The 22,310-nt window shown below is 73.7% G+C and carries 22 protein-coding genes; 11 read left to right on the top strand and 11 right to left on the bottom strand.

The genetic code is table 11. The features are described from left to right. Positions 1-495 (top strand): adenosine deaminase family protein (locus UO65_RS25245; RefSeq protein WP_035287101.1); only part of this gene is annotated, 495 nt, incomplete at its 5' end. A gap of 110 nt (positions 496-605) precedes the next feature. Here the strand turns inward: UO65_RS25245 and UO65_RS25240 are convergent. After that, positions 606-1,106, bottom strand: coding sequence for a mycothiol transferase (locus tag UO65_RS25240; RefSeq protein ID WP_035287070.1), 501 nt, complete (start codon positions 1,104-1,106; stop codon positions 606-608). Positions 1,107-1,178: 72 nt separating this feature from the next. Here UO65_RS25240 and UO65_RS25235 point away from each other — a divergent pair, with 72 nt between their 5' ends. The 4 genes from UO65_RS25235 to UO65_RS25220 all read left to right on the top strand — a co-directional run bounded on the left by UO65_RS25235 (position 1,179) and on the right by UO65_RS25220 (position 5,200). Next, a complete protein-coding gene (locus tag UO65_RS25235) occupies positions 1,179-1,838 on the top strand; it encodes an O-methyltransferase (RefSeq protein ID WP_411431372.1) in 660 nt (219 codons plus the stop codon). 114 nt (positions 1,839-1,952) lie between these two features. Next, positions 1,953-2,918: a helix-turn-helix transcriptional regulator gene (locus tag UO65_RS25230; protein ID WP_035287064.1), complete on the top strand. Its 966-nt coding sequence runs from the start codon at positions 1,953-1,955 to the stop codon at positions 2,916-2,918. A 274-nt stretch (positions 2,919-3,192) separates the two neighbouring features. Continuing rightward, the gene (locus UO65_RS25225; protein WP_200873460.1) at positions 3,193-3,960 is read left to right on the top strand and encodes a sucrase ferredoxin; all 768 of its coding nucleotides are present in this window, start codon (positions 3,193-3,195) and stop codon (positions 3,958-3,960) included. A gap of 154 nt (positions 3,961-4,114) precedes the next feature. Further along, complete coding sequence (locus UO65_RS25220) at positions 4,115-5,200, top strand: DNA glycosylase AlkZ-like family protein (RefSeq protein WP_035287098.1); 1,086 nt, start codon at positions 4,115-4,117, stop codon at positions 5,198-5,200. A gap of 50 nt (positions 5,201-5,250) precedes the next feature. Here the strand turns inward: UO65_RS25220 and UO65_RS25215 are convergent, their stop codons facing one another. The 3 genes from UO65_RS25215 to UO65_RS25205 are packed head-to-tail and all read right to left on the bottom strand — an operon-like array spanning position 5,251 to position 7,796. Then, positions 5,251-6,453, bottom strand: a complete 1,203-nt coding sequence (locus UO65_RS25215; RefSeq protein WP_035287095.1) for an SPFH domain-containing protein — start codon at positions 6,451-6,453, stop codon at positions 5,251-5,253. A gap of 38 nt (positions 6,454-6,491) precedes the next feature. Next, on the bottom strand, positions 6,492-6,923 hold the full coding sequence (locus UO65_RS25210) for an NfeD family protein (RefSeq protein ID WP_035287057.1): 432 nt from the start codon (positions 6,921-6,923) through the stop codon (positions 6,492-6,494). A gap of 60 nt (positions 6,924-6,983) precedes the next feature. Beyond that, positions 6,984-7,796, bottom strand: a complete 813-nt coding sequence (locus UO65_RS25205; RefSeq protein WP_035287054.1) for a DUF3097 domain-containing protein — start codon at positions 7,794-7,796, stop codon at positions 6,984-6,986. A gap of 86 nt (positions 7,797-7,882) precedes the next feature. Here UO65_RS25205 and UO65_RS25200 point away from each other — a divergent pair, with 86 nt between their 5' ends. Further along, entirely contained in the window at positions 7,883-8,494 is a 612-nt protein-coding gene (locus UO65_RS25200) for a flavodoxin family protein (RefSeq protein ID WP_035287052.1), read from the top strand. Here the strand turns inward: UO65_RS25200 and UO65_RS25195 are convergent. Together UO65_RS25195 and UO65_RS25190 are read right to left on the bottom strand one after the other, a co-directional pair. Next, on the bottom strand, positions 8,466-9,674 hold the full coding sequence (locus tag UO65_RS25195; RefSeq protein ID WP_035287051.1) for an MFS transporter: 1,209 nt from the start codon (positions 9,672-9,674) through the stop codon (positions 8,466-8,468). The two genes, UO65_RS25200 and UO65_RS25195, sit on opposite strands and share 29 nt — an antisense overlap. Continuing rightward, complete coding sequence (locus UO65_RS25190) at positions 9,664-10,422, bottom strand: DeoR/GlpR family DNA-binding transcription regulator (protein ID WP_233427835.1); 759 nt, start codon at positions 10,420-10,422, stop codon at positions 9,664-9,666. Before UO65_RS25190 ends, UO65_RS25195 begins: the two co-directional genes overlap by 11 nt. Positions 10,423-10,796: 374 nt before the next feature. Between UO65_RS25190 and UO65_RS25185 the strand changes: the two genes are divergently transcribed. The 3 genes from UO65_RS25185 to UO65_RS25175 all read left to right on the top strand — a co-directional run bounded on the left by UO65_RS25185 (position 10,797) and on the right by UO65_RS25175 (position 14,523). Then, positions 10,797-11,693 (top strand): HalD/BesD family halogenase, encoded by an 897-nt coding sequence (locus tag UO65_RS25185; protein WP_052021751.1) that lies wholly within the window; start codon positions 10,797-10,799, stop codon positions 11,691-11,693. 72 nt (positions 11,694-11,765) lie between these two features. After that, a complete protein-coding gene (locus UO65_RS25180) occupies positions 11,766-12,593 on the top strand; it encodes a class I SAM-dependent methyltransferase (protein WP_035287049.1) in 828 nt (275 codons plus the stop codon). 115 nt (positions 12,594-12,708) lie between these two features. Beyond that, on the top strand, positions 12,709-14,523 hold the full coding sequence (locus tag UO65_RS25175; RefSeq protein ID WP_035287047.1) for a choline/carnitine O-acyltransferase: 1,815 nt from the start codon (positions 12,709-12,711) through the stop codon (positions 14,521-14,523). Positions 14,524-14,586: 63 nt separating this feature from the next. Here UO65_RS25175 and UO65_RS25170 read toward each other — a convergent pair whose 3' ends face one another. After that, positions 14,587-15,147: a TetR/AcrR family transcriptional regulator gene (locus UO65_RS25170; protein ID WP_035287045.1), complete on the bottom strand. Its 561-nt coding sequence runs from the start codon at positions 15,145-15,147 to the stop codon at positions 14,587-14,589. A 91-nt stretch (positions 15,148-15,238) separates the two neighbouring features. On the opposite strand from UO65_RS25170, the gene UO65_RS25165 reads away from it, so the two are divergent. Beyond that, entirely contained in the window at positions 15,239-15,979 is a 741-nt protein-coding gene (locus tag UO65_RS25165) for an SDR family oxidoreductase (protein WP_035287043.1), read from the top strand. Between the two features lie 66 nt (positions 15,980-16,045). Next, on the top strand, positions 16,046-16,582 hold the full coding sequence (locus tag UO65_RS25160; protein WP_035287040.1) for a DUF6886 family protein: 537 nt from the start codon (positions 16,046-16,048) through the stop codon (positions 16,580-16,582). Between the two features lie 57 nt (positions 16,583-16,639). Here the strand turns inward: UO65_RS25160 and UO65_RS25155 are convergent, their stop codons facing one another. The 4 genes from UO65_RS25155 to UO65_RS25140 all read right to left on the bottom strand — a co-directional run bounded on the left by UO65_RS25155 (position 16,640) and on the right by UO65_RS25140 (position 22,307). Next, complete coding sequence (locus tag UO65_RS25155) at positions 16,640-17,113, bottom strand: hypothetical protein (protein WP_110080080.1); 474 nt, start codon at positions 17,111-17,113, stop codon at positions 16,640-16,642. 198 nt (positions 17,114-17,311) lie between these two features. Further along, complete coding sequence (locus UO65_RS25150) at positions 17,312-20,515, bottom strand: NACHT domain-containing protein (protein ID WP_152552259.1); 3,204 nt, start codon at positions 20,513-20,515, stop codon at positions 17,312-17,314. A gap of 68 nt (positions 20,516-20,583) precedes the next feature. Further along, complete coding sequence (locus UO65_RS25145) at positions 20,584-21,510, bottom strand: MBL fold metallo-hydrolase (RefSeq protein WP_035287034.1); 927 nt, start codon at positions 21,508-21,510, stop codon at positions 20,584-20,586. Then, positions 21,510-22,307 carry an SCO1664 family protein gene (locus UO65_RS25140; protein ID WP_035287032.1) on the bottom strand — a complete coding sequence of 266 codons (798 nt, stop codon included), beginning with the start codon at positions 22,305-22,307 and terminating at the stop codon, positions 21,510-21,512. Before UO65_RS25140 ends, UO65_RS25145 begins: the two co-directional genes overlap by 1 nt. Between the last annotated feature and the right edge of the window lie 3 nt (positions 22,308-22,310).

The raw sequence follows: 22,310 nt of genomic DNA, 5'->3' as shown, positions 1-22,310 counted from the left end.
GAGCGGTATCCGTTGGCGCCGTTCGCGGGGGTGTTGGGGCGGGCGCGGGAGTTGGGGTTGCGGATGGTGCACCACGCGGGTGAGCAGTGTGGGGCGTGGAGTGTGGCGGAGGCGGTGCGGGTGGGGTGTGCGGATCGGGTGGGGCACGGGTTGAGCGTGTTGGAGGACGTGGAGTTGGTGGCGGAGGTGCGGGATCGGGGGGTGGGGTTGGAGGTGTGTCCGGCGTCGAACGTGGAGTTGGGGTTGGTGGGGTCGGTGGGGGTGCATCCGCTCCCCCGGTTGTTGGAGGCGGGGTTGGTGGTGTCGTTGAACACCGATGTGCCTGCGATGACGGGGGTGTCGTTGTCGGGTGAGTTCGCGTTGGTGCGGTCGGAGTTGGGGTTTTCGGATGGGGAGTTGGCGGGGTTGGCTCGGGCGGGGGTGGAGTCGTCGTTCGCGCCTGCGGTGGTGAAGGAGCGGTTGGTGGGTGGGATCGGGGCGTGGTTGGCGGGGTGATGTCCGGTGTGTGGGGTGGTGGTTCTGCGGGGTTGGTGTGGTTCTGCGGTGTCGGCGGGAGGGGGTTCGCGCAGTGCTGTGGGCGGGGGCGGGCGTTGCCGGTGTGGTGGCTACTCCCCTGTGCTGCCGTCGGCGAGTTCGCGGAGGATGTCGAGGTGGCCGACGTGGCGGGCGGTTTCCTGGATGACGTGGTTGAGGGTCCAGCGGGTGGTGCGGGTGGGGTCGCCGAGGGCTTGGTCGTCGGGGTGGAGGGGGGCCATGGCGGTTTCGGCGAGGGCCCATTCGGCGCGGTAGGCGTTCAGGACGGTGGTGGGGGTGTCGGTGGGGGTGATGCGCCAGTCGGAGTCGGGGTCTTCGGTCCAGAGGGAGGGCAGGTCGGCGCCGCCCGCGACGCGGGTGAGCCAGTGGCGTTCGACGGCGGTGAGGTGCTTGATGACGCCGAGGATGCTCATCAGCGGTGAGGTGGCGAGGGGGGTTTCGATGGCTTCGGCGAGGGTGGTGCCGGTGGCCTTGCCCAGGGCTGTGTGGCGCTGGAAGCGCAGGAGCTCCCAGAGCAGGGTCAGCTCGTCGTGGGCGTCCGTGGTGGGCCAGGCTCGCTCCGGAGTCGACATGATCACGATGGTAGGGGCTGTGGCGGGGGCTAGCTTGGTGGTGACGTGGTGTCCACAGGTGAGGGGTGTGTTGTGCAGGAGCGGTGGTCGGCGGTTGACGGTTACCTGGTGTCGGCGTTGTTGCCGGAGGACGAGGTGTTGTCGGGGGCGTTGGCGCGGGCGCGGGCGGCGGGGTTGCCTGCGATCGATGTGGCGCCGAACCAGGGGCGGTTGTTGAACCTGTTGGCCAGGACGCGGGGGGCGCGGCGGATCTTGGAGGTGGGGACGTTGGGTGGGTACAGCGCGATCTGGTTGGGGCGGGCGTTGCCGCCGGGTGGTCGGTTGGTGTCGTTGGAGTTGGATGAGGCGCACGCGGTGGTGGCGCGGGAGAACTTGGCGGCGGCGGGGTTGGCCGGGGTGGTGGAGGTGGTGGTGGGTCCTGCTTTGGAGTCGTTGCCGGGGTTGGTGGGTGGGGAGCCGTTCGACTTCGTGTTCATCGATGCGGACAAGCCGTCGAATCCGGAGTACTTCCGGTGGGCGTTGCGGTTGACGGCGCCGGGCAGTGTGATCGTGGTGGACAACGTGGTGCGTGGTGGTGCGGTGGCGGATGGGGGGTCGGTGGACCCGGGGGTGGTGGGGACGCGGGAGTTGAACCGGTTGATCGCGGCGGAGTCGAGGGTGGAGGCGACGGCGGTGCAGACGGTGGGGTCGAAGGGGTATGACGGGTTCGCCTATGTCCTGGTGACCGGCTGAGTGGTTTTCGCGGGTGGGCGGGCCCTCGGTGGTGGTGTTGTCGGGGGCCCGCGTGCTCGGGTTCGAGGGTGGTTGCGGACAGGTGTTGTCCGGGGTGGGTGTCAGACTGGGGTCATGGTGGAGACCTCGGCGCGGTTGTTGCGGTTGCTGTCGCTGTTGCAGGTGCGGCGGGATTGGTCGGGGGCGGATTTGGCGGAGCGGTTGGGGGTGACGGATCGGACGGTGCGCCGGGATGTGGAGAAGTTGCGGTCGTTGGGGTATCCGGTGCACGCGGTGACGGGGACGGCTGGGGGGTACCGGTTGGGGGCGGGGGCGGCGTTGCCGCCGTTGCTGCTCGACGACGAGGAGGCGGTGGCGGTGGCCATCGGGTTGCGCACGGCGTCGACGGGGGCGGTGGTGGGGATCGAGGAGACGTGTGTGCGGGCGTTGGCGAAGTTGGAGCAGGTGTTGCCGTCGCGGTTGCGGGAGCGGGTGCGGGCGTTGGGGGCGAGCACGGTGCCGTTGGTGGGGGTGGGGCCGACGGTGGATGCGGGGGTGTTGACGGCGATCGCGACGGCGTGCCGGGCGCAGGAGCGGTTGCGGTTCGACTACCGCGATCACGGTGGGGAGTCGTCGGTGCGGGAGGTGGAGCCGTTGCGGTTGGTGCACACGGGGCGGCGGTGGTACTTGATCGGGTTCGACGTGGTGCGGGTGGATTGGCGGACGTTCCGGGTGGATCGGATGGTGCCGCGGGTGCCGACGGGGCCGCGGTTCACCCCGCGTGAGCCTCCGGCGGAGGATTTGGCGGCGTATGCGGCGCGGGGGTTGACGGTGGGGGCGTACGGGCGGCGGGCGGTGGTGTTGTTGCGGATGCCGGTGGCGGAGGCGGCGGAGCGGATTTCGGCGACGGCGGGGCAGTTGGAGGCGGTGGACGAGGGGTCGTGCCGGTTGACGGCGGGGGCGCCGTCGTGGGAGGGGTTGGCGATGTGGGTGTCGATGTTGGGGTGTGAGTTCGAGGTGGTGGAGCCGCCGGAGTTGGCGGTGGCTGCGGCGGCGATGGCGGGTCGGTTGGCGCGGGCGGCGGGGCCGGGGGCGGGGTGATCATCTGCTTGGGCGTGGGGGCGCGGTGTCATCGGGGGGCATCGGTGGTGTGGAAAGGTTGCGCTCGGTCGCCGTAATGTGATCGGAGGGTGATCGGTGGCCACTCGATCGGCGGTACCGGCCGTGAGAGGGTTGTGCCGCCATGGTGATCACTCCCCCGTCCGCGTGCTCTGCGGTGTCGCGCGCCTTGGATGAGCCGTTGGCCGGGACGGCGGCGATCGCGACGACGTGGTTGTGCTTGGAGCAGCCGGGCCCGTGGGGGCGTGAGGCTTTGGTGGGCAGTCACCTCGATGGTGGGGTGGGGGCGCGGTTGGTGGCGCGGTCGGCGGGGACGGGGGTGCGGGTGGTGTTGGTGCGCCGCCCGGGGGCGCACCCCGACCGGCACCGCGTGGTGCCGCGTCGGGTGTTGCTGGCGCACACCGTGCCGGGGGCGGGGTGGTTGCGGGCGGGGTCGTTGTTGGACCCGCGGGACCTGCTGAACCTGGATTTGGCCGCGTTGGGTGCGGGGGCGCACGGTGGGTTCGGGGAGCCGGTGGTGGGGCCGGTGCTGCTGGTGTGCACCAACGGGCGCCGCGACGTGTGTTGCGCGGTCCGGGGCAGGCCGGTGGCCGGGGAGTTGGCCGCGGAGTTCGGGGACGCGGTGTGGGAGGCCACCCACCTCGGGGGGCACCGGTTCGCCCCCACGGGGTTGTTGTTGCCCACCGGGTACGCCTACGGCGGTCTCGACGTCGGGCGTGGGCGGGAGTTGCTGGTCGGGGGTGAGGTGGTGCTGCGGGGGTGTCGGGGTCGGTCGACGTGGGTGGCGGCGGGGCAGGTGGCGGAGTTGGCGGTGCGGGTGCTGACGCACACCGTGGACCCGGAGGTGTTGCACGTGCGGTCGTGCGAGCGCGATGAGGACGGTGACCGGCGGGTGGTGGTGTGGCACGTCGACGGGCGCGGGTGGCGGGTCACGGTGACCGAGCGGGACCTGGGTGTCCGGCCGGTGAGCTGCGGTGCCGACCCCGCGCCTGCGACGGCGCTGGTGGTGTCCCGCATCGACTGAGCCGCGCCCGGGCCGTGCGGGAGGTGGTGTTCGCCGGTGGTGGGGTTCCTGGCATCGGGTGCCACTCCCCCGCCCCCGGCCTGTCCCCCGCGCCAGGGGCGGGTGGGCAGCGCCATCCCCGGGTGTCGGTCGGGCACCTGGCAGCATGGTCGCCATGGCGGTCAGCGGAGCAGTCGTGTCGGTCAGCCGGGCCCGGGTGCTCGCCCACCGCGTCGCCCGCCACGGCCTGCACCGCGACGGTGTCGACGCCGTGGTCGACCTGGGTGTGCAGGACGGCGGGTCCGGTGGGCCCGCGGTGGCGTTGGCCGCGCGGGGTTTGGCCGTGCCCGATCCGGTGGCGGTGTGGACGCTGCGCGGGGCCCCGCACGTGCTGCGCCGCGAGGACGTCGCGGCGACCGCCGAGGCGCTGTGGCCGCGGTCGGACGCCGATGCCCTGGCCCGTCTCGGTGGGTTCGGGTCCGCGCTGCGCAAGGCGGGGGTCGGCGGGTTGGAGGCCATCGACCGCGCGTCGCGGGTGATGCGGGAGGTGGTGGCGGAGGAGAAGCCGCGTGGGCAGGTCAGCGCGGAGATGACCGCGGCGTTGCCCGCGCAGTACTCCTACGCGTGCGCCACCTGTGCCGCCACCCACGTGTGGGGCAGCCTGTTCCAGTTGGTGGGGGTGTTCGCCGGGGTGGAGGTCCTGGGGGCGGCCCGCCCCACCCGGTTGCGGCCACTGCCCCACCGCCACGACGTGCCCACCGCGGCCTCGGGCACCCTCCTGGACGCCTACCTGCGGGTGCACGGGCCCAGCACCCTCGCCGCCGCGGCGGCGTTCCTGGGCACCACCCAGGCCGCTGCCCGCCCCGCCTGGCCGGCGCACCTGGTGCCGGTGGACGTGGAGGGCACCCGGATGTGGTTGCCGGAGGCCGACGTGGAGGCGTTGCGGGGCGCCCCGGACGCGGATGTGGTGCGGTTGCTGCCGCCGCTGGACCCGCTGGTGCAGGCCCGGGACCGGGAGACTCTGGTGCCCGACCCGGCGGAGCGGGCGCGGGTGTGGAAGGTGATCGGCAACCCCGGGACCGTGCTCGCCGGTGGGGCGATCGTGGGGACGTGGCGGGCCAAGGCGTCGGGGAGGAAGCTGGCGATCACCGTGGCCGGGTTCGCGCCGCTGCCGGGGTCGGTGCGGCGGGCGGTGGCGGTCGAGGCTGAGGTGGTGGCGGGTGCGCGTGGTGTCGCCGAGGTCCGCGTCGAGCACACCTGACCTGGGCACGGCGAAGGCCCCCGGTATCCCCCGGGGGCCTTCGTGGTCGGTCAGTCCTGCGGTGCGGCGGGCGGGTTGCCCGCCGAGTGCTCGGTCAGCGCTGCCGGTTGCGGGCGCGAGCCCAGCGCGGGCATGCCCGGGGTCGCCAGCGGGCTGTCGACCTCCTTGCGGGCCACCGCCTCGGCCTCGCGGACCGCTTCGGCGATGCGCGGGTCGGTGGAGGTGTCGAACCAGCCCGCGACCTCCTCCTCGTCCTCGGTGGCCGAGGGCCCGGTGGGGGTGTCGGTGGGCGGCTCGTAGCGGAACACGCCGTCCTCGCCCTTGGCGCCGAGCTGGCGGGCGAAGCCCTCCAGGGCCTTGGAGAAGTCGGTGGGGATCATCCACACCTTGTTCGCGTCCCCCTGGGCCATCGTGGGCAGGGTCTGCAGGTACTGGTAGGCCAGCACCTCCGGGGTGGGGCGGGAGGCCTTGATCGCGGCGACGACCTTCTCGATGGCCTTGGACTGGCCCTGGGCCTGCAGGTAGCGGGCGGCGCGCTCACCCTGGGCCTTGAGGATGCGTGACTGGCGGTCGGCTTCGGCGGCCATGATGGTGGCCTGCTTGGCGCCCTCGGCGGCGAGGATCTGCGACTGCTTCTGCCCTTCGGCGGTCTTGATCGCCGCTTCCCGCTGGCCCTCGGCGGTGAGGATGATCGCGCGCTTCTCCCGGTCGGCGCGCATCTGCTTCTCCATGGAGTCCTGGATCGACGGTGGCGGGTCGATCGCCTTGAGTTCCACCCTGGCCACCCGGATGCCCCAGCGGCCGGTCTCGGAGTCGAGGACGCCGCGCAGTTCCTGGTTGATCTGGTCGCGGGAGGTCAGGGTCTCCTCCAGGCTCATCCCGCCGACGACGTTGCGCAGGGTGGTGGTGGTCAACTGCTCCACGGCGATGATGTAGTTGGAGATCTCGTAGACCGCCGCCCGGGAGTCGGTGACCTGGAAGTAGACCACCGTGTCGATGGAGACGGTGAGGTTGTCCTGGGTGATCACCGGTTGCGGCGGGAAGGAGACGACCTGCTCGCGCAGGTCGATGCGGGCGCGGACCCGGTCGAAGAAGGGCACGAGGAAGTTCAGGCCCGGCTCGCCGACGTTGCGGAAGCGGCCCAGGCGCTCGATCACCGCCGACTGGGCCTGCGGGATCACCAGCACCGACTTGATCATGATTGTGAGCACGAACACCACCACGACGATGGCGACGATGAGAGTCGGCGACACCACAACCTCCTACCTGCTTGTTTTCCACACCGGCGGGCTCACAGCCCGTCGGCCCACACCACCGCGGTGGCGCCTGAGATCTGCATGACGGTCACCGACGTGCCGGGTTCGAGGACCTGGGTCTCGTCGAGGGTGCGCGCGGACCACTCCTGCCCGTCGAGGCGCACCCGCCCGCCCGCGCCGTCGACGGTGGTGAGCACGGTGGCCCGTTGCCCGACGAGGGCGGCGACGTTGTCCTTGACGTGTTCGCCGGGGTGCAGCCTGCGCTTGAGCGCCGGGCGGGCCGCGGTGATCAACCCGATGGACACCGCGGCGAACACCCCGGCGCTGAGCAGGGTCACCCCGAACAGGGCCTCCGCCCCGGCCCCGGCCAGTGCGGCGGCCCCCAGCATGAGCAGCACCAGGTCCCCGGAGACGACCTCGGCGACGATGAGCACGATCCCCGCGATGAGCCACAGCAGTGCCGCCATGACCCCATCATCCCCCAGTCGGGGCGGGAGCGTTGCCGCAACGGTGGTTCAGCGCTCGGATCACGCAGTCGGTTCGGTCACGAAGTCGATCAGCCGCTCCACCGCGCCCACCAGTGGCGGCTCCAGGTCCCGGAACCCGGTCACCGCCACGCGGACCCGCCGCCACCCCTCCATCGGGTCACCCCAGCCCAGGGCGGTGCACACCCCTTCTTTCCACGGCTGCCCGCGCGGCACGTCCGGCCAGGCCGCGATGCCCACCGCCGCGGGTTTCACCGCCTGCCAGATGTCGACGTAGGGGTGCCCGGTGACCATCACCTGCTCGTCGCGCAGCGCCTCGACGACGCGCGACTCCTTGCTGCCCGCCACCAGGTGGTCCACCAGCACCCCCAGCCTGCGGCCCGGGCCGGTGCCGAAGTCGGCGACCCGCTCGGCGAGGTGGTCGATGCCGTCGAGGGGCTGCACCACCACGCCTTCCACCCGCAGGTCGTGGCCCCACACCCGTTCGACCAGTTCCGCGTCGTGCACGCCCTCGACCCAGATGCGGCTCTCCCGGGCGGTGCGGGCGCGCAGCCCGTGGACCCGCACCGACCCCGACGCCGAGCGCGCCGGTGCGGCCGCGACCGCGGGGGTGGGGGGTTTGACGAGGGTGACCGGGCGGCCGTCGACGAGGAACCCGGCCGGGGTCAGCGGGAACACCCGGTGGCGGCCGTGGCGGTCCTCCAGCACGACGGCGTCCCGCTCGAAGCGCACCACCGCACCGCAGAACCCCGAGGCGGGGTCCTCGGCGACGGTGCCGACCTCGGCGAGGACCTCGGGGATCTGCCTGGGTGGCCGCCCGGTGGTGATGTCGCGGCCGTAGTTCTGCGAGCGCACCCCGCCACGCTAGCCGGCGCCGTCCCCACCCGCCGACCCGCCACGCCGGGGGTTTCCCCGGCGGGCAGGTGGGTAGCCGCAGGGCCATGAGCACCCCGTTGAGCGCGCTGGCCCTCGTCTGCACCCTGACCCCGTCGCCGCAGGACTCCAGCAGCGACCTGATCGCCCGCCAGGTCCTCGATGCCCTCGACGGGCACGGGGTCACCGGTGAGGTGGTGCGGGTGGTCGACCACGACGTCAAACCCGGGGTGCTCGTCGACATGGGTGAAGGCGACGCGTGGCCGTCGATCCGGGAGAAGGTGCTCGCCGCGGACGTGCTGGTGCTGGCCACCCCCATCTGGTTGGGCCACCCCAGCAGCGTCGCGCAGCGGGTGCTGGAGCGCCTCGACGGGGAGCTGTCGGAGTCCGACGACGAGGGCAGGCTGCTGACCTACGGCAAGGTGGCGGTGGTGTGCGTGGTCGGCAACGAGGACGGGGCGCACAAGGTGACCGCCGACCTGTTCCAGGCCCTCAACGACGTGGGGTTCACCATCCCCGCCGGGGGCGGCACCTACTGGAACGGTGAGGCCCTGCAGGGCACCGACTACAAGGACCTGGAGCAGACCCCGGAGGCGGTGGCCTCCACCACCGCCACCCTCGCCGCGAACACCGCGCACCTGGCGCGGCTGCTCAAGGCCGCGCAGTACCCGCCGTCGTAGTCCCGGGTGCCCCGGCTGCCCCGGCTGCCGGTCGCAGCACCCGGGCGCCGACCGCGCCCACCACGCACAGCGCCACCGGCAGGGCGAACGCGGTGTTCAGCGCCACCCAGTGGGTGAGCCCGCCGATCACCGCGGGCCCGGCCAGCAGGCCCAGGTAGCCCAGGCCCACCACCCGGGCCAGCAGCGCCCCCGACGAGCGGGGGTCGAGGTTGCCCGCCGCGGTGAACAGCTGCGGCACGCACCCCGACAGGCCCACCCCGAACACCGCCCACCCGGCGATCGCCGGGACCACCCACGGCGACAGCGCCGCCCCCGCCAGCCCGACCGCGGCCAGGGCGGCCCCGTAGCGCACCACCCGCACCGCCCCGAACCGGGCGGCGACGGCGTCGGCGGTGAACCGGCCGACCGTCATCGCCACCGAGAACGCCCCGTAGGCCAGGGCCGCGATCCCCGGCGGGGTGTCGACCACGTCGCGCAGGTGCACCGCCGCCCAGTCGTAGGCCACCCCCTCGGAGAGCATCAGCGCGAACGCCAACCCGCCCAGCAGCCACACCAGCCGCCTCGGGGCCCGGGTGGTGGTGCCGCCGGTGTCCGCGGCGGCTTCGGCGGCGGGGCGGCCGGGCAGCAGGAACCGGGCCGAGACCGCCGCGGTCAGCAACCCGGCGGCGCCCACGCACCCCAGGGTCAGCTCGGTGGGCACCCGGCCCAGCACCAGTGCCCCCAGGCCCGCCGCGGCCGCGCCGCCGATGGAGAACACCGCGTGGAACGCCGACATCACCGGCCGCCCGTAGGCGCGTTCGACCTCCACGGCGTGGGCGTTCATCGCCACGTCCAGCGCCCCGTTGCCCAGGCCGAAGGCCACCAGGGCTGCCCCCAGCGCCCACGGGCCGCCCGCCAGGCCGGGGCCCAGGACCGCCACGCACAGCAGCGCCGCCGCCGCGGGCACCACCACCCGGTGCCCGAACCGGTCGGCCAGCGGCCCGGTGACCTGCATCCCGGCGAACGCGGCGCCGCCGAAGACCAGCAGCAGCGCGCCCAGGGTGCTGTGGCTGATGCCGGTGTCGTGCTCGACGACCGGGATGTGCACCACCCACGCGCCGAGCACGAACCCGTTGAGGCCGAAGAACCCCCAGGTCGCCGCGCGCGCGGCGCGCGGGAGGGTGGGTGGGTCAGCAGACATGGATCGTCACTCCCATTCCGGCCAGTTCCGCCCGGTCCGCGGCCGGGGCGGTGTCGTCGGTGATGAGCACGTCGACCCGGTCGGCCGGGCAGATGCGGGCCATGGCGGTGTGGCCCCACTTGCCGCCGTCGACCGCGGCCAGGACCCGGCCCGCGGCGGCCATCGCCTCCTGCTTGACCTGGGCGTCGTCGAGGTCGACGGCGGTCAGGCCGGTGGCGGTGTCGAACCCGCAGGGGCTGATCACCGCCACGTCGAAGCGCACCGCGCGCAGCGAGGCCACCGCCAGCGGCCCGGTCAGCGCCCACTCCCCGCGCCGGGGTTGCCCGCCGCACATCAGCACCCGCGCTTGCGGGTCGTCGAGGAGTTCGCGGGCGGCGTGCAGCGACAGCGGCATCACCGTCACCGGGCGCCCGCGCAGCGCCTTGGCCACCTGCACCGCGGTGGTGCCCGAGTCGAGGACCACGACCTCGGCGTCGCGCACCATCGCCGCCACCGCCGCGGCGATGCGCCGCTTGGCGTCGGCGCCTGCGGTGGCCCGGGTGGCGAAGGGCTGCTCCACCGACCCGGGGGTGGCCGCGACCGCGCCGCCGTGCACCCGGCGCAGCACCCCGGTCGCGGCGAGCGCGTCGAGGTCGCGGCGCACCGTCATCTCCGAGGCGCCGGTCTCCGCGGCCACCGCGGCCACCTCGACCCGTTGTCCCTGTCGCAGCCGGGCCACGATCACCCGCCTGCGTTCGTCTCCGCGCACCACCCCATCCTCGCACACCGGCCGTGTGCGAACTACCAGGTTCGGTGTGCGGTATGGCACGGGTGTCTGTGGTGGTGACACCGCAGCGTCGGGTGTCGCGCACCCGCCGGTCATCGCCGAGGAATTTCACGCACCATTGTCACAACCGGTGCGGCCACATTCCGGATAAGGCCACCATTCGGCGGTATGACCGGCCCCGGAGTTCGGCAGAATGCGGCCGACTCCGCCCGTGACCACGGCTTTCGTGTGTCGTGTCACAAAGTCGATCACATTGATGGAAACCGGTGAGACGGCTGTGATAAACCCGGTCCAGCGCCGAGTCGGACAATGGGGCGGACACGGCAATCACCCGTACGCGGGGAAGGACGGGGTCGATGGGCGGATCGGCGGAGGGGTCGGGGGAACGCACGCGGAGCCAGGCGCGGGTCGTCGAGGAGGTGGTCGACACCGACCGCTACCCGCTCGACGACCCCGGCGGGCCCACCCTGACCGGCGTCGTCGACCGCGCCCGCCGTGAACTGCGCGAACAGGGCTGCACCGTGCTGGCGGACTTCATCCGCCCCGCCCTGCAGGACGCCCTGCGCGCCGAGGGGGCGGCCGTCGCCCCGCAGGCGCACTACGAACCCGAGACGGTCAACGCCTACAACATCGCCCTCGACGCCGACCTGCCCGCCGAGCACCCCGGGCGGGTCACCATGGTCCGCGGCAACGCCTTCGTCGCCCGCGACCTGCTGCCCGCAGGTGCCATCATCGAACGCCTCTACACCAGCGCGCTGTTCCAGCGCTTCGTCGCCGACTGCTTCGAGCTGCCCGAGCTGCACGAACTGGCCGACCCGCTCTCGGGGCTGTGCCTCAACGTCATCCCCCCGGGCATGGCCCACCCCTGGCACTTCGACACCAACGAGTTCACCGTCAGCATGCTCACCCAGGAGCCCGACGGGGGCGGGCAGTTCCACTACTGCCCCGGCATCCGCACCGAGACAGACGAGAACCTGCCCGACGTCGCCGCCGTGCTCGCGGGCGGGTCCGACCTGGTGCGGCACCTGAGCCTGCGCCCCGGGGACCTGCAACTGTTCAAGGGCCGCTTCGCCCTGCACCGGGTCGACACCGTCACCGGCGCCACCGCCCGGCACTCGGCGATCTTCGCCTACAGCCAGCGGCCCGGCGTCATCGGCAGCGTCGAGCGCACCCGGCAGCTCTTCGGCCGGGTCCTGCCCGAGCACTTGGCCGCCGCGGGTCGCGCCGTGCGCGGCGACACCCTCCTCGACTGACCCGCGCCCCCGACCACACCCCGGCGACGGGCCACCGCCCGCCCGCACCCCGGCTAGGAGAGACGAGCACCCGTGGACCTCGACGCCACCGGCAAGACCTCGTTCGACCACATCTACACCGAGCCCGACCCGCGCGCCTACTTCGCCGCCCTGCGCGGCCTGGACTACCAGATCCCCGAGCTGGCCAAGCCCTACTTCGCCAAGCTCATCCAGGAGTACCGCCAGACCCAGGGCGTCGCGGTGCCCCAGGTCCTCGACATCGGCTGCTCCTACGGCATCAACGCCGCCCTGCTGCGCTGCGACGCCACCATGGACGAGCTCTACACCCACTACACCGACCCGGCCGTCACCGGACTCGACCGCGACGGGCTCCTCGCCGTGGACCGGGCCATGGTCCGCTCCCGCGACCAGCTCGAGGACGTGCGCTTCGTCGGGTTCGACGCCTCCGCGCCCGCCCTGGCCTACGCCCACGCCGCCGGGTACCTCGAGGACACCGTGCACGCCGACCTGGAGTCGGGCGACCCCACCCCCGAGCAGCGGGCCCGGCTGGCGGGCACCGACCTGGTCGTGTCCACCGGGTGCGTCGGCTACGTCACCGAGGCCACCCTCACCCGCGTCGCCGAGGCCCAGGACGGGCCGCTGCCGTGGATGGCGCACTTCGTGCTGCGGATGTTCCCCTACACCGGCGTCGCCGACGCCCTCGCCGACCTCGGCTACGACACCGTGCACGTCGAGGGCACCTTCAAGCAGCGGCGCTTCGCCTCCGCCGAGGAGCAGGCCCAGGTCCTCCACACCATCGCCACCGCCGGGGTGGACCCCACCGGCCTGGAGTCCGAGGGCTGGCTCTACGCCGAGCTGCACCTGTCGCGCCCGCGCGGCGCGGCCCCGCTGCCGGTCTGACCCGGCCACCGCGGGTTTTGTCACGCCGCGCCAGTTGCGCAGCGCTCATTGCGGGGTGGTGCCCGCGCAGTTGATGATGAACGCGTCGATTCCCGCGTGAAGAAGAAGGACGCCAGTGAACAGCAGCCAGCAGTGGTCCACCCGCACGTTCGGCAACGAGGACCGGCTGCCCCGGGTACCGCTGCCCACGCTGGAGGACACCTGCGCGCGGTTCCTGACGTGGTGCTCGCCGCTGCTCACCCCCGAGCAGTTGGCCACCACCGAGGCCGCCGTCACCGACTACCTGGCCGCCGACAGCCCGGCCCGGGTCCTGCACGCTGACCTGGAGCGGTTCAACGACGCCCCCGGCACCCGCTCCTGGCTCGACGTGTTCTGGCCCTCGCGGTACCTGGGGCGCCGCGACCGCATCGCGCTCAACGCGAACTTCTTCTTCCTGTTCCGCGACACCGACGAGGACCAGTTCCAGCGGGCCGCCGGGCTGATCACCGCTGCGGTGGACTTCAAGCTCCTGCTCGACAAGGAGGAGGTGCCGCCGGTCATCCAGCGCGGGCAGGCGCTGTCGATGGAGCAGAACAAGTTCCTGTTCTCCGAGACCCGCATCCCCGGCGCCGAGCAGGACACCGTCCGCGTCCCCTACACCGACGAGTGGCCCGGCCCGTCGGCCGCCCGGCACGTGGTGGTGTTCAACCGGGGCAGCATGTTCCGGATGGACGTCATCGGCCCCGACGGCGCCCCCTACTCCCTGTCCGACCTCGAGGGCGGGCTGCGGGCGGTGGTCAAGGCCGGTGCCGACGGCACCGCCCCCGACCGCACCGTCGGGTCCCTGACCACCCAGGCCCGCGCCGAGTGGGCGCGGACCCGGGGCCGCCTGATCGCCCTCGACCCGGCCAACGCCGCCGCGGTCGACACCATCGAGACCGCCCTGTTCTGCGTCAACCTGGAGTCCTTCGCCCCCGCCGACACCCAGGCCGCGTGCGACCAGCTCCTGCACGGCGACAGCGGCAACCGCTACTTCGACAAGGCCGTGTCGCTCATCGTCTTCGCCGACGGGCGGGCCGGGATCAACATCGAGCACTGCGGCCTCGACGGCACCACCATCCTCAGCTTCGTCGACGCCATGCTCGGCGAGACCGCCGAGGCCCACGCCGAGCGCGCCGGGGCCCGCCCGCAGGGCCTCCCCGCCGTCGACCCCATCGAGTTCGTCCTCGATGACGCCCTGCGCGCCGACATCGCCACCGCCCGGCGCGCGTTCGCCGAGTACGCCGCGGCCACCGCCACCCGCACCGTGTCGTTCACCGACTTCGGCACCGCCAGGGCCAAGGCGCTGAAGATGTCGCCCGACGCGTTCGCCCAGCTCGCCTACCAGCTCGCGCACAAGCGGTCCAAGGGCATCACCGGCGCCACCTACGAGTCCATCGCCACCCGCCAGTACCAGAACGGGCGCACCGAGGCGATGCGCGTGGTCACCCCGGAGGTCCTCGCCTTCGTCGAGGCCATGGGAGACCCGGCGGTGTCCGCGGCGGACAAGCGGGCCGCGTTCCGCACCGCCGCCGAGGCCCACGTCGCCCGCGCCAAGCAGTGCCAGAACGGCCAGGCCCCCGAGCAGCACCTGTGGGAGCTGCAACTGATCCAGAAGCGCCGCGGCGCCGAACTCGGCGCCACCGCCCCCCTGGCCCTCTACGACACCCCGGGCTGGACGGTCATGCGCGACGACTACCTGTCCACCAGCTCCGCCCCGTCGACCAACATCCAGTACTTCGGGTTCGGCTCCACCAGCCCCACCTGCATCGGGGTGGCCTACGTGCTGCTGCCCGACCGGTTCAACCTGTACCTGTCGACCCCCGCCGCGGTCGCCGAGGAGATGAACACCTTCGTCACCGAGCTGCGCGGGGCCGTCACCGAACTGCAGGACCTGCTCGCCTCGGAGTGAGCGGCACGCGTGAGCGGTCGAGGTGGCCCCGGCCACCTCGACCGCGCGGGTCGGGTGCCGCCCTCAGCGGCGGCGCAGACCGTCGAGGATGACCGCGACCAGGGTCCCGGCCCGGGCGTCCCACCCGGGCTCGGGCACCCGCGACAGGGCGCCGAGCAGCAGGATGACGTCGGCGGCGGTCACGTCCTCGCGCAGTTCACCGGTGGCCGCGCCCGCCTCGAGCAGGGTCGTGAGCGCCTCGTCGAGCCTGCCGTGGTTGCCCGCGTGCAGGTCCTGCCAGGCCGTGGCCTCGATCGCCGCCACGACCCCGCGCTTGACCCGGGCGTAGTCGACCAGCCGCTGCAACCACCGGGCCAGCGCCTCGACGGGCGGGTGCCCGGCGAGCAGTGCGGGCACGGCGTCGACCAACTCGCCCAGCTCCAGGCGGTAGACCTCGGCCAGCAGGTGTTCGCGGGTGGGGAAGTGCCGGTAGAGGGTGCCCTGCCCGACCCCGGCGGCCTTGGCGATCAGGTGCAGCCTGAGTTCCCCGGCCGCCCCGGGGGACTCACCCAGCACCGCGCGAGCCTCGGCGACGATGCGATCACGGTTGGCGACCGCGTCCGAGCGGTGCGCGCGAGCGGACACCCCTCACTCCTCCCCCAGACAAATGGACAAGTGTCCGGTTATGCTGGAACAGCAACCGGACAGTTGTCAGTCTAGAGCGGGAGGCGCGTCGATGAGCGGGATCAGCGGCAAGGTCGTGGCGATCACCGGGGCCGGCAGCGGCATCGGGGAGGCGACCGCGGTGCGGCTCGCCGCGCGCGGCGCCTCGGTGGTGCTCGGCGCGCGGCGCACCGATCGGCTCACCGCGCTGGCCGGGCGAATCCGCGACGCGGGCGGCCACGCGGAGGCGGTGCCCACCGACGTCACCCGGCTCGAAGACCTGCGCGGACTGGTCGCCGCGGCCCTCGATCGGTTCGGCCGCCTCGACGTCCTGGTGGGCAACGCCGGGATCGCCAGGACCGCCCCGGTGGCCGACCTCGACGTCGAGGGCTGGGACGCGATGATCGACGTCAACGTGCGCGGCGTGCTGCACGGGATCGCCGCCGCGCTGCCGGTGTTCCGCGAGCAGGGCCGCGGGCACCTGGTGACCGTCGTGTCGACCTCCGGCCTGAAGATCACCCCGACCCAGGCGGTCTACGCGGGCACCAAGAACGCGGTCCGCACGCTGCTGGAGGCGCTGCGCCAGGAGTCCACCGACGGGGTCCTGCGCACGACGTCGATCTCACCCGGCTTCGTCAAGACCGGGCTCGCCGACCACATCAACGACCCCACCACCCGCGAGCAGATCCGGCAGCGGATGCGCACCCTCGGCCTGGAGCCCGACGCCGTGGCGCGAGCCGTGGCCTTCGCCGTCGAACAACCCGACGACGTCGAGATCGGCGACATCACCCTGCGCCCCACCCGCCAGGACTGACCCCCGCCCCGGTGCGCGGCGGGGAACCGATTGCCCGTTCGCCACCGCCTGCGGCAAGGTCGGTCCATGCGACCGGAACCGGGGCAACTGCTGCACTTCTCCGAGGACCCGACGATCACCCGCTTCGCCCCGCACCGCGCCGCCACCGCGGCCGAACCCGACGCCTACGTGTGGGCCGTCGACGCCGCCAGGGCCCCGGACTACTGGTTCCCCCGCGCCTGCCCGCGCGCCATGGCCTGGGCCACCCCCACCACCACCCCGGCCGACCGCGACACCGTCCTGGGCCCCGGCGGCGGGCACCGGGTGCACGCCGTCGAGTACGCCTGGCTCGACGCGCTGCGCACCACCCGCCTCTACGCCTACCGCTTCCCCGCCGCCGACTTCCGCCCGCACGGCACACCCGTGCCGCACGCGCACGTCGCCACCCGCCCGGTCACCCCGCTGGGACCACCCGAACCCGTCGGCGACCTGCTCGCCGTGCACGCCGAGGCCGGAATCCAACTGCGGGTGCTGGACAACCTGTGGGCGTTCTGGGACGCGGTCACCACCCTCACCGTGGGGTTCAGCGGCATCCGCCTGCGCAACGCCCGCCCCCGCCCCTGACACCCGCCCCTGTTCCCGACCCCCGGCCCGGGCCCCCCGCCCGGGCCGGGGTGCCCGTCACCAGGTGCCGGTGCGCCCCACCAGGTCGGTCGGGGTCTGCACGACCCGGACCGCGCCCACCATGCGGACCTGCGCCGAGGTCGAGGTGCGGAACCCGTGCGTCCACGCCGACAGGCCGCCCGCCGCGGGCGCGGTGACCCCGCAGGTGGCCCAGGTGGCGCCGCTGTCACCGGTGACCTCCAGCCACACCTGGTCGGTGGCGCGCAACGGGGTGCTGGAGCTGATCTTCACCCAGGCGTGCTGCTGGGCGGCGGCGTTGTTGCCCGAGCGCAACTCCACCGCGATCGTGCGCCCGTCGGCGGTGGTGACCGAGGCAGTGGCACGGGTGGCCTTGGCGGTGAACAGGTCCGGGTCACCACCGTCGACCGGGCACACCGACGCCGCCGCGGTGGCGGCGCCCGCGGGTGCGGCCAGCAACGGGGTGCCGAGCAGGGCCACGGCGGCAGCCGCGACCACGAGGGATGTGCGCATGGTGTTTCCTCCCCAGGAACAGACCGCCGGGCGGTCCGGACATCGGTTGATCAACACCACCCAACCGGACCGACGCCCCCGGCGCACCCGCGACCCGGGACCTGCACGCGAAAAGCACAACTCCCACACAGGTCCGGGCGCCGGGCGCGGGTCCCCACGGTCGGGCCCCACCCGGTGGGCGGCCCGCCCGCACCCGGCTCAGAACCGGCGGTGGCCGCGGGCCTTGCGCAGTTGGTCGTGGAAACCGTCCATCACCGGGCCCGGTTCCAGCGCCCCGTCCGCCCACTCGGTGATCGCGACCCAGTGCTCCTCGGCCTGCGCCCACCGCCCCGCCCGGCCGCAGGCCTTGGCCAGCTCCACCCGGATGGTCATCGTGGTGGGGTGCCCGGGGCGCAGCCTGGCGCACGCCTCCCGGTGCAGCCTGGTCAGGGACACCAGCCGTTCCGGTGCCGGGGCGAAGGCGCAGACCACGTTGGTCCGGGCCTCGAGCTGGATTCCCCGGAGCCGTTCGACGCGGGGATCTCCCTCGGGCAGGCCCGCCTCGGCCATGGCCGCGTGGTGCAGCCGAGACAGCTGGTCACCGTCCTCGTGCAGGTCGACACCCCGCAGGTGCGCGGCCCGCACGTAGGGGTCCGACGGGGCGGCGCCGTGCGGGCGCGCGGCCAGAACGGCGTCCACGTGCCTGATCGCCTTGTCCCCGGTGAGCAGGTCGGCCAGGAGCAGCCGGGTCCGCACCGTCAGCAGGTGCGCCTCCCCGAACGTGGCGAGCACTTCGGGGAGGATCTCGGTGAGTCGCCCGCGCAGGCCCGCCGCTGCGCCGTCGAGGTCCGACAACTGGGCGAGCGCGGCACGGGCGACCAACGCGGCCTCGGCGTCCCCGTCACGCCGGGCCCGGTCCCGCAACGCCTCCAGCAGCGGCCGGGCCTCGGCGTCCTCGCCCTCGTCGATCAGGTCGTACGCCCGGATGAGGTCCTCCGCGTAGGGAGCGTCGACCACCACGTGGTCCCAGTCCTCCCGGCGTGGTGCGGGCGCGGGAGGCGCAGGGGCGCGGGAGAGGCGGTCGGCCAACTCGGCGTGGCGGAAGTGGTACCTGCCGCCCTGCACCCGCAACACCTGACGTGCGCATGCGTCCTCCAGGAAACCCAGCGCCGACCACGGCAGGCGCCGCCGGACCGCCAGTGCCAGGGCGGCCACCAGCCACCAGCTCCACGACCGGGTGGTCAGCTCGCGGAGCACCGCGTACACCACCAGCAGCCCGGCCACCGTCCGCCCGACGGCCGGGTGCACCACGAACGGCGCGGCCAACAGCGGGGCGGCGAGCAGCGCCGTGGCCACCACCCGCATCAGGGACGCGAGCACGTCGTCGCGCAGCAGCACCGAGGGCCGCTCGGCACCGCGGGCCTGCCAGGTGTCGGCGGGCCCGGGGCCCTCGTCGTCGGTGAGGTCGTCGGCGATCAGCCAGGCGACGCCCGCCACCGCGACAGCCGCGCAGAGCAGCGCCACCCGCCCCGGCCCGGCGCCGAAGGCCAGGGCCAGCACGGTGCCCGCCACCGCGCCCCCGGCCGCGGCCAGCACCCACCGCCGCCACGGCGGCAGGGTCAGGCGCAGGCGGCTCGGCGCGCTCGGGCTCAGCCGCGACCACACCAGCGGTGGCTCACCGAAGAGCACCGAGTACAGGCCGGTACCCGCCCCGGTGAGGGCGCCGACCCCCACGGCGGTCCCCGTGGCCAGCCAGAACAACGCACTGGAGTCCTCGCCCGCGGTGAGCAGCAGGCTCGCCACCGCGACCCCGGCCGTCGCGGTCAACGCGCCCACGGCGGCGGCGACCACCACGCCGAAGCCGATGTCCCGGACCGGGGCCGGCCAGGGCCGCCCGATCCCCCGGACCGACCAGCCCGTGCGCCGCCACCAGCTGCTCTCCCGCGCACCGAGCAGCGCACCGGACAGACAGCCCGCCGCGATCGACCCGACCGCCGACCCGACGGCCACCGCGGTCTCCGCCGCGCTCGGCTGTTGTTCGCCGCTGATCGTCCGGACGGCGTTGTCGAACATGGACTGCGCGATGAGCAGCGGCTGCCTGAGCAATTCCCAGGTGTCGTCCACCGACAGACCCGCGGGCAGCGCACCGAGGAACAGCCAGGCCGCTCCACCGGCGATCAGGGTGCCGGTGAGCGCGGGCAGGAATCCGAAGCAGACGGCGAACCGCCAGCGGGGCACGAGCAGGTACAGCCGCCACCAGGCGATCCCGTCCCGCCCGGTGTGGGTGGCGAGGAACTCCAGCCAGCCCGCCGCCTGCTCGGCCGTCCACTTCGACTGCTTGCCGGGACGGGCGTAGGCGGCGGGCACCACACCGTCGAGCAACCGGCCGGTGACCGACCCGGCGTCTGCCAGCTCGGCCGGGTCGCTGCCCGGGTCCTGGAAGACCTTCGCCGCCAGGGTGACCATCAGCGGGCTGCTCAGCGCCTCGGCGACCGGGCTGCCCGGGGTGCGCAGCGCGCGGCGCACCGGCAACCAGCGTTCGGCGTCGGCCTCGGTGCGGAACACCCGGTCGAGCCACCCCACCACCTGCCCGGTGTCCAGCGGGAGCAGGATGATGACCGCCGCGTCCAGCAGGCCGTGGTCGGGATAGGCCTCGGGGCGGCTGGTGAGGATGATCGCCTGGTCGCTCCACACCGCGGAGCCCAGCACCTCCAGCAGCCCGTGCCTGCGTTCGGGGTCGACCTCGTCGAGGCCGTCGAGCAGCAGCACGAACCGCCCGGTGTGCACGAAGTCGCCGTCGAGTTCGGGGAACTCCGCGGCGAACTGCCTGCCGGTCCACCGCTCGAAGTCCAGGTCCCTGGGCCAGGTGCTGAGGTCCAGCAGCAGCGGCACGGGGCCATCTGCTGCCAGGGCGCCCTGGGCGTAGGTGAGCAGCCAGTCGGTCTTGCCGGTGCCTGCGGCCCCGCACACCACCAGGCGCCGGGATGGGACGGCCTCGAATGTGCGGACGTACTCCTCGCCCCTCAGGTACCCCGCGGCGTCGGTGGCCAGCCGGGTGGGCGTGGCGGACTGCCACACCTGCGGCAGCCGGGGCAGGCCGGGGAACAGGCGGCTGTCGCGGACCCGGCGGGCGACGGTGCGGTGCATCCGGCCGCGCACGACCGCCACCGTCGCGCCCAGGCGATCGCGCTCGGCGAGGGCCTGTTCCTCCTCGGCGGCCTTGCGGCGGGGCAGTTCGTACAGCGCGGCCAGCAGCGCGGTGAGCAGCCACAGGCCGAGCACCGCCCAGTGCGCGTGGGCCTTGAGCAGGTGGAACGGCGCGGGCACGGACTCGCTGGTCCACACGTTCACGGCGATCGCCGACAGTGTCACCACCCCGGCCGTGATCAGCGACGGGACCAGCAGCCTGGACAGCGTCCGCACCGACCCATTGCACCGCAGGCCGCGGCGGTGGTCCACGACGTTCAGCACATCGGCGGTACGATCACGGCTCAGCGCAGGGTGCGGGTCTCCCCCACGGCCAGGTCCCACAGGTCCTCGACGGGCAATCCGGCCGCCGACCACGCCGCCCGCACCCGCCCCAGCGGCTCGTGCACCGGTTCCCCGGTCAGCACGAACGTGCCCCAGTGCATCGAGGCCAACCGCCGGGCGCCCAGCTCGGTGGTGGCGCGCACGGCCTCCTCGGGGTCCATGTGCACCGGGGACATGAACCAGCGCGGGTCGTAGGCGCCGATCGGCATCATCGCCACGTCGATCCCCGGGTACCGGCGGCCGATCTCGGTGAACCAGTGCCCGTGGCCGCTGTCCCCGGCGTGGAACACCCGGTGCCCGTCACCGGTGATCACCCAGCCGCCCCACAGGGACTTGCAGGTGTCGGTGAGGCCGCGGCGCGACCAGTGGTGGGTGGGGGTGAAGTCGAAGGCCAGGCCCGCGACCCGCACCGACTCCCACCAGTCCAGTTCGTGCACGTCGGTGAACCCGCGGCGGGTGAACCAGCGCCCCGACCCGCCCGGTACCAGCACCGGCGTCGAGCGGGGCAGGCGGCGCAGGGTGGGGGCGTCCTGGTGGTCGTAGTGGTTGTGGCTGATCACCACCGCGTCCACCGGTGGCAGTTCCTCCCAGGCGATGCCGGGTGGGGTGATCCGGCGCGGGGTGCCGGGGATGCGGTCGGACCACACCGGGTCGGCCAGCACGCACGCCCCGCCCACCCGGATGACGTAGGTGGCGTGGCCCACCCAGGTCAGCGCCACTTCGGCCGGGTCGGCCGGGGGCAGCCCGGTGCGCGCCACCGGGATGCGGTCGGCGTGTTCGGTGGACCCGCGGAAGCCGCCCTCGCGCAGGATGCGCAGCAGTTGCGCGGGGCCGGGCAGCGGGGAGGTCAGCCGGTCGCGGAACGACGCGGGCCACTGCCGGGGCATCAGAACGCGGGCCAGGGGATCGGGTACGGGCTGGTGTCCGGCGACGGGAACACCGGGGCCGACAGCAGCCGCGACACCCGCGAGCGCAGGGCCCTGACCTCCGCGCGGGTGATGTGCTCGCCGAGGGTGTCGGCCAGTGGGCCGCCCAGCGCCGAGCGCAGCCGGGCCAGGGCGTCGACGACCTCGTCGGGCATCGGTTCCTCCGCCCACCCCCACAGCACCGTGCGCAGCTTGTGCTCGGTGTGCAGGCAGATGCCGTGGTCGACGCCGTAGACGCCGCCGTCGGTGCCCAGCAGCACGTGACCGCCCTTGCGGTCGGCGTTGTTGATCACCACGTCGAGGGCGGCGAGGCGGGCGATGGCCGGGGAGTCCGAGTGCGCCAGCACCGCGGGCTCCCCGTCGCTGTCGTGCGCCCGCAGGATCGCCTTCCACCCCGCCTTGAGCTGCGCCGGGGGCACCACGTCGACCAGGCCGGGGGCCTCGTCGTCGATGTCGATCCACAGCTGCACCATGCCCGGGCCGAACGGGCCGTCGCGCAGCACCGTCGGCGGGATGCCGCCCAGGCCGGAGGCCTCGGCGACGAGGTAGGCGCCCACCTCCCGCCCGGCCAGGGTGCCGTCGGGGAAGTCCCACAGCGGGCGTTCCCCGCGCACCGGCTTGTAGACGCACTTGGCGGCCACCCCGTCGGCCTCGATGGCGCAGAACAGGGTGGCGTTGGAGGCGTCGACGAGCCTGCTCTCGACGTCGAGGGCGCCGCGCAGCAGGAAGTCCCCGACGTCGGGGTCGGTGGGGCGCACGTC

This window comes from Actinokineospora spheciospongiae, from assembly GCF_000564855.1.
Lineage (GTDB): Bacteria > Actinomycetota > Actinomycetes > Mycobacteriales > Pseudonocardiaceae > Actinokineospora > Actinokineospora spheciospongiae.
This window is presented reverse-complemented; position numbering and strand designations above follow the sequence as displayed.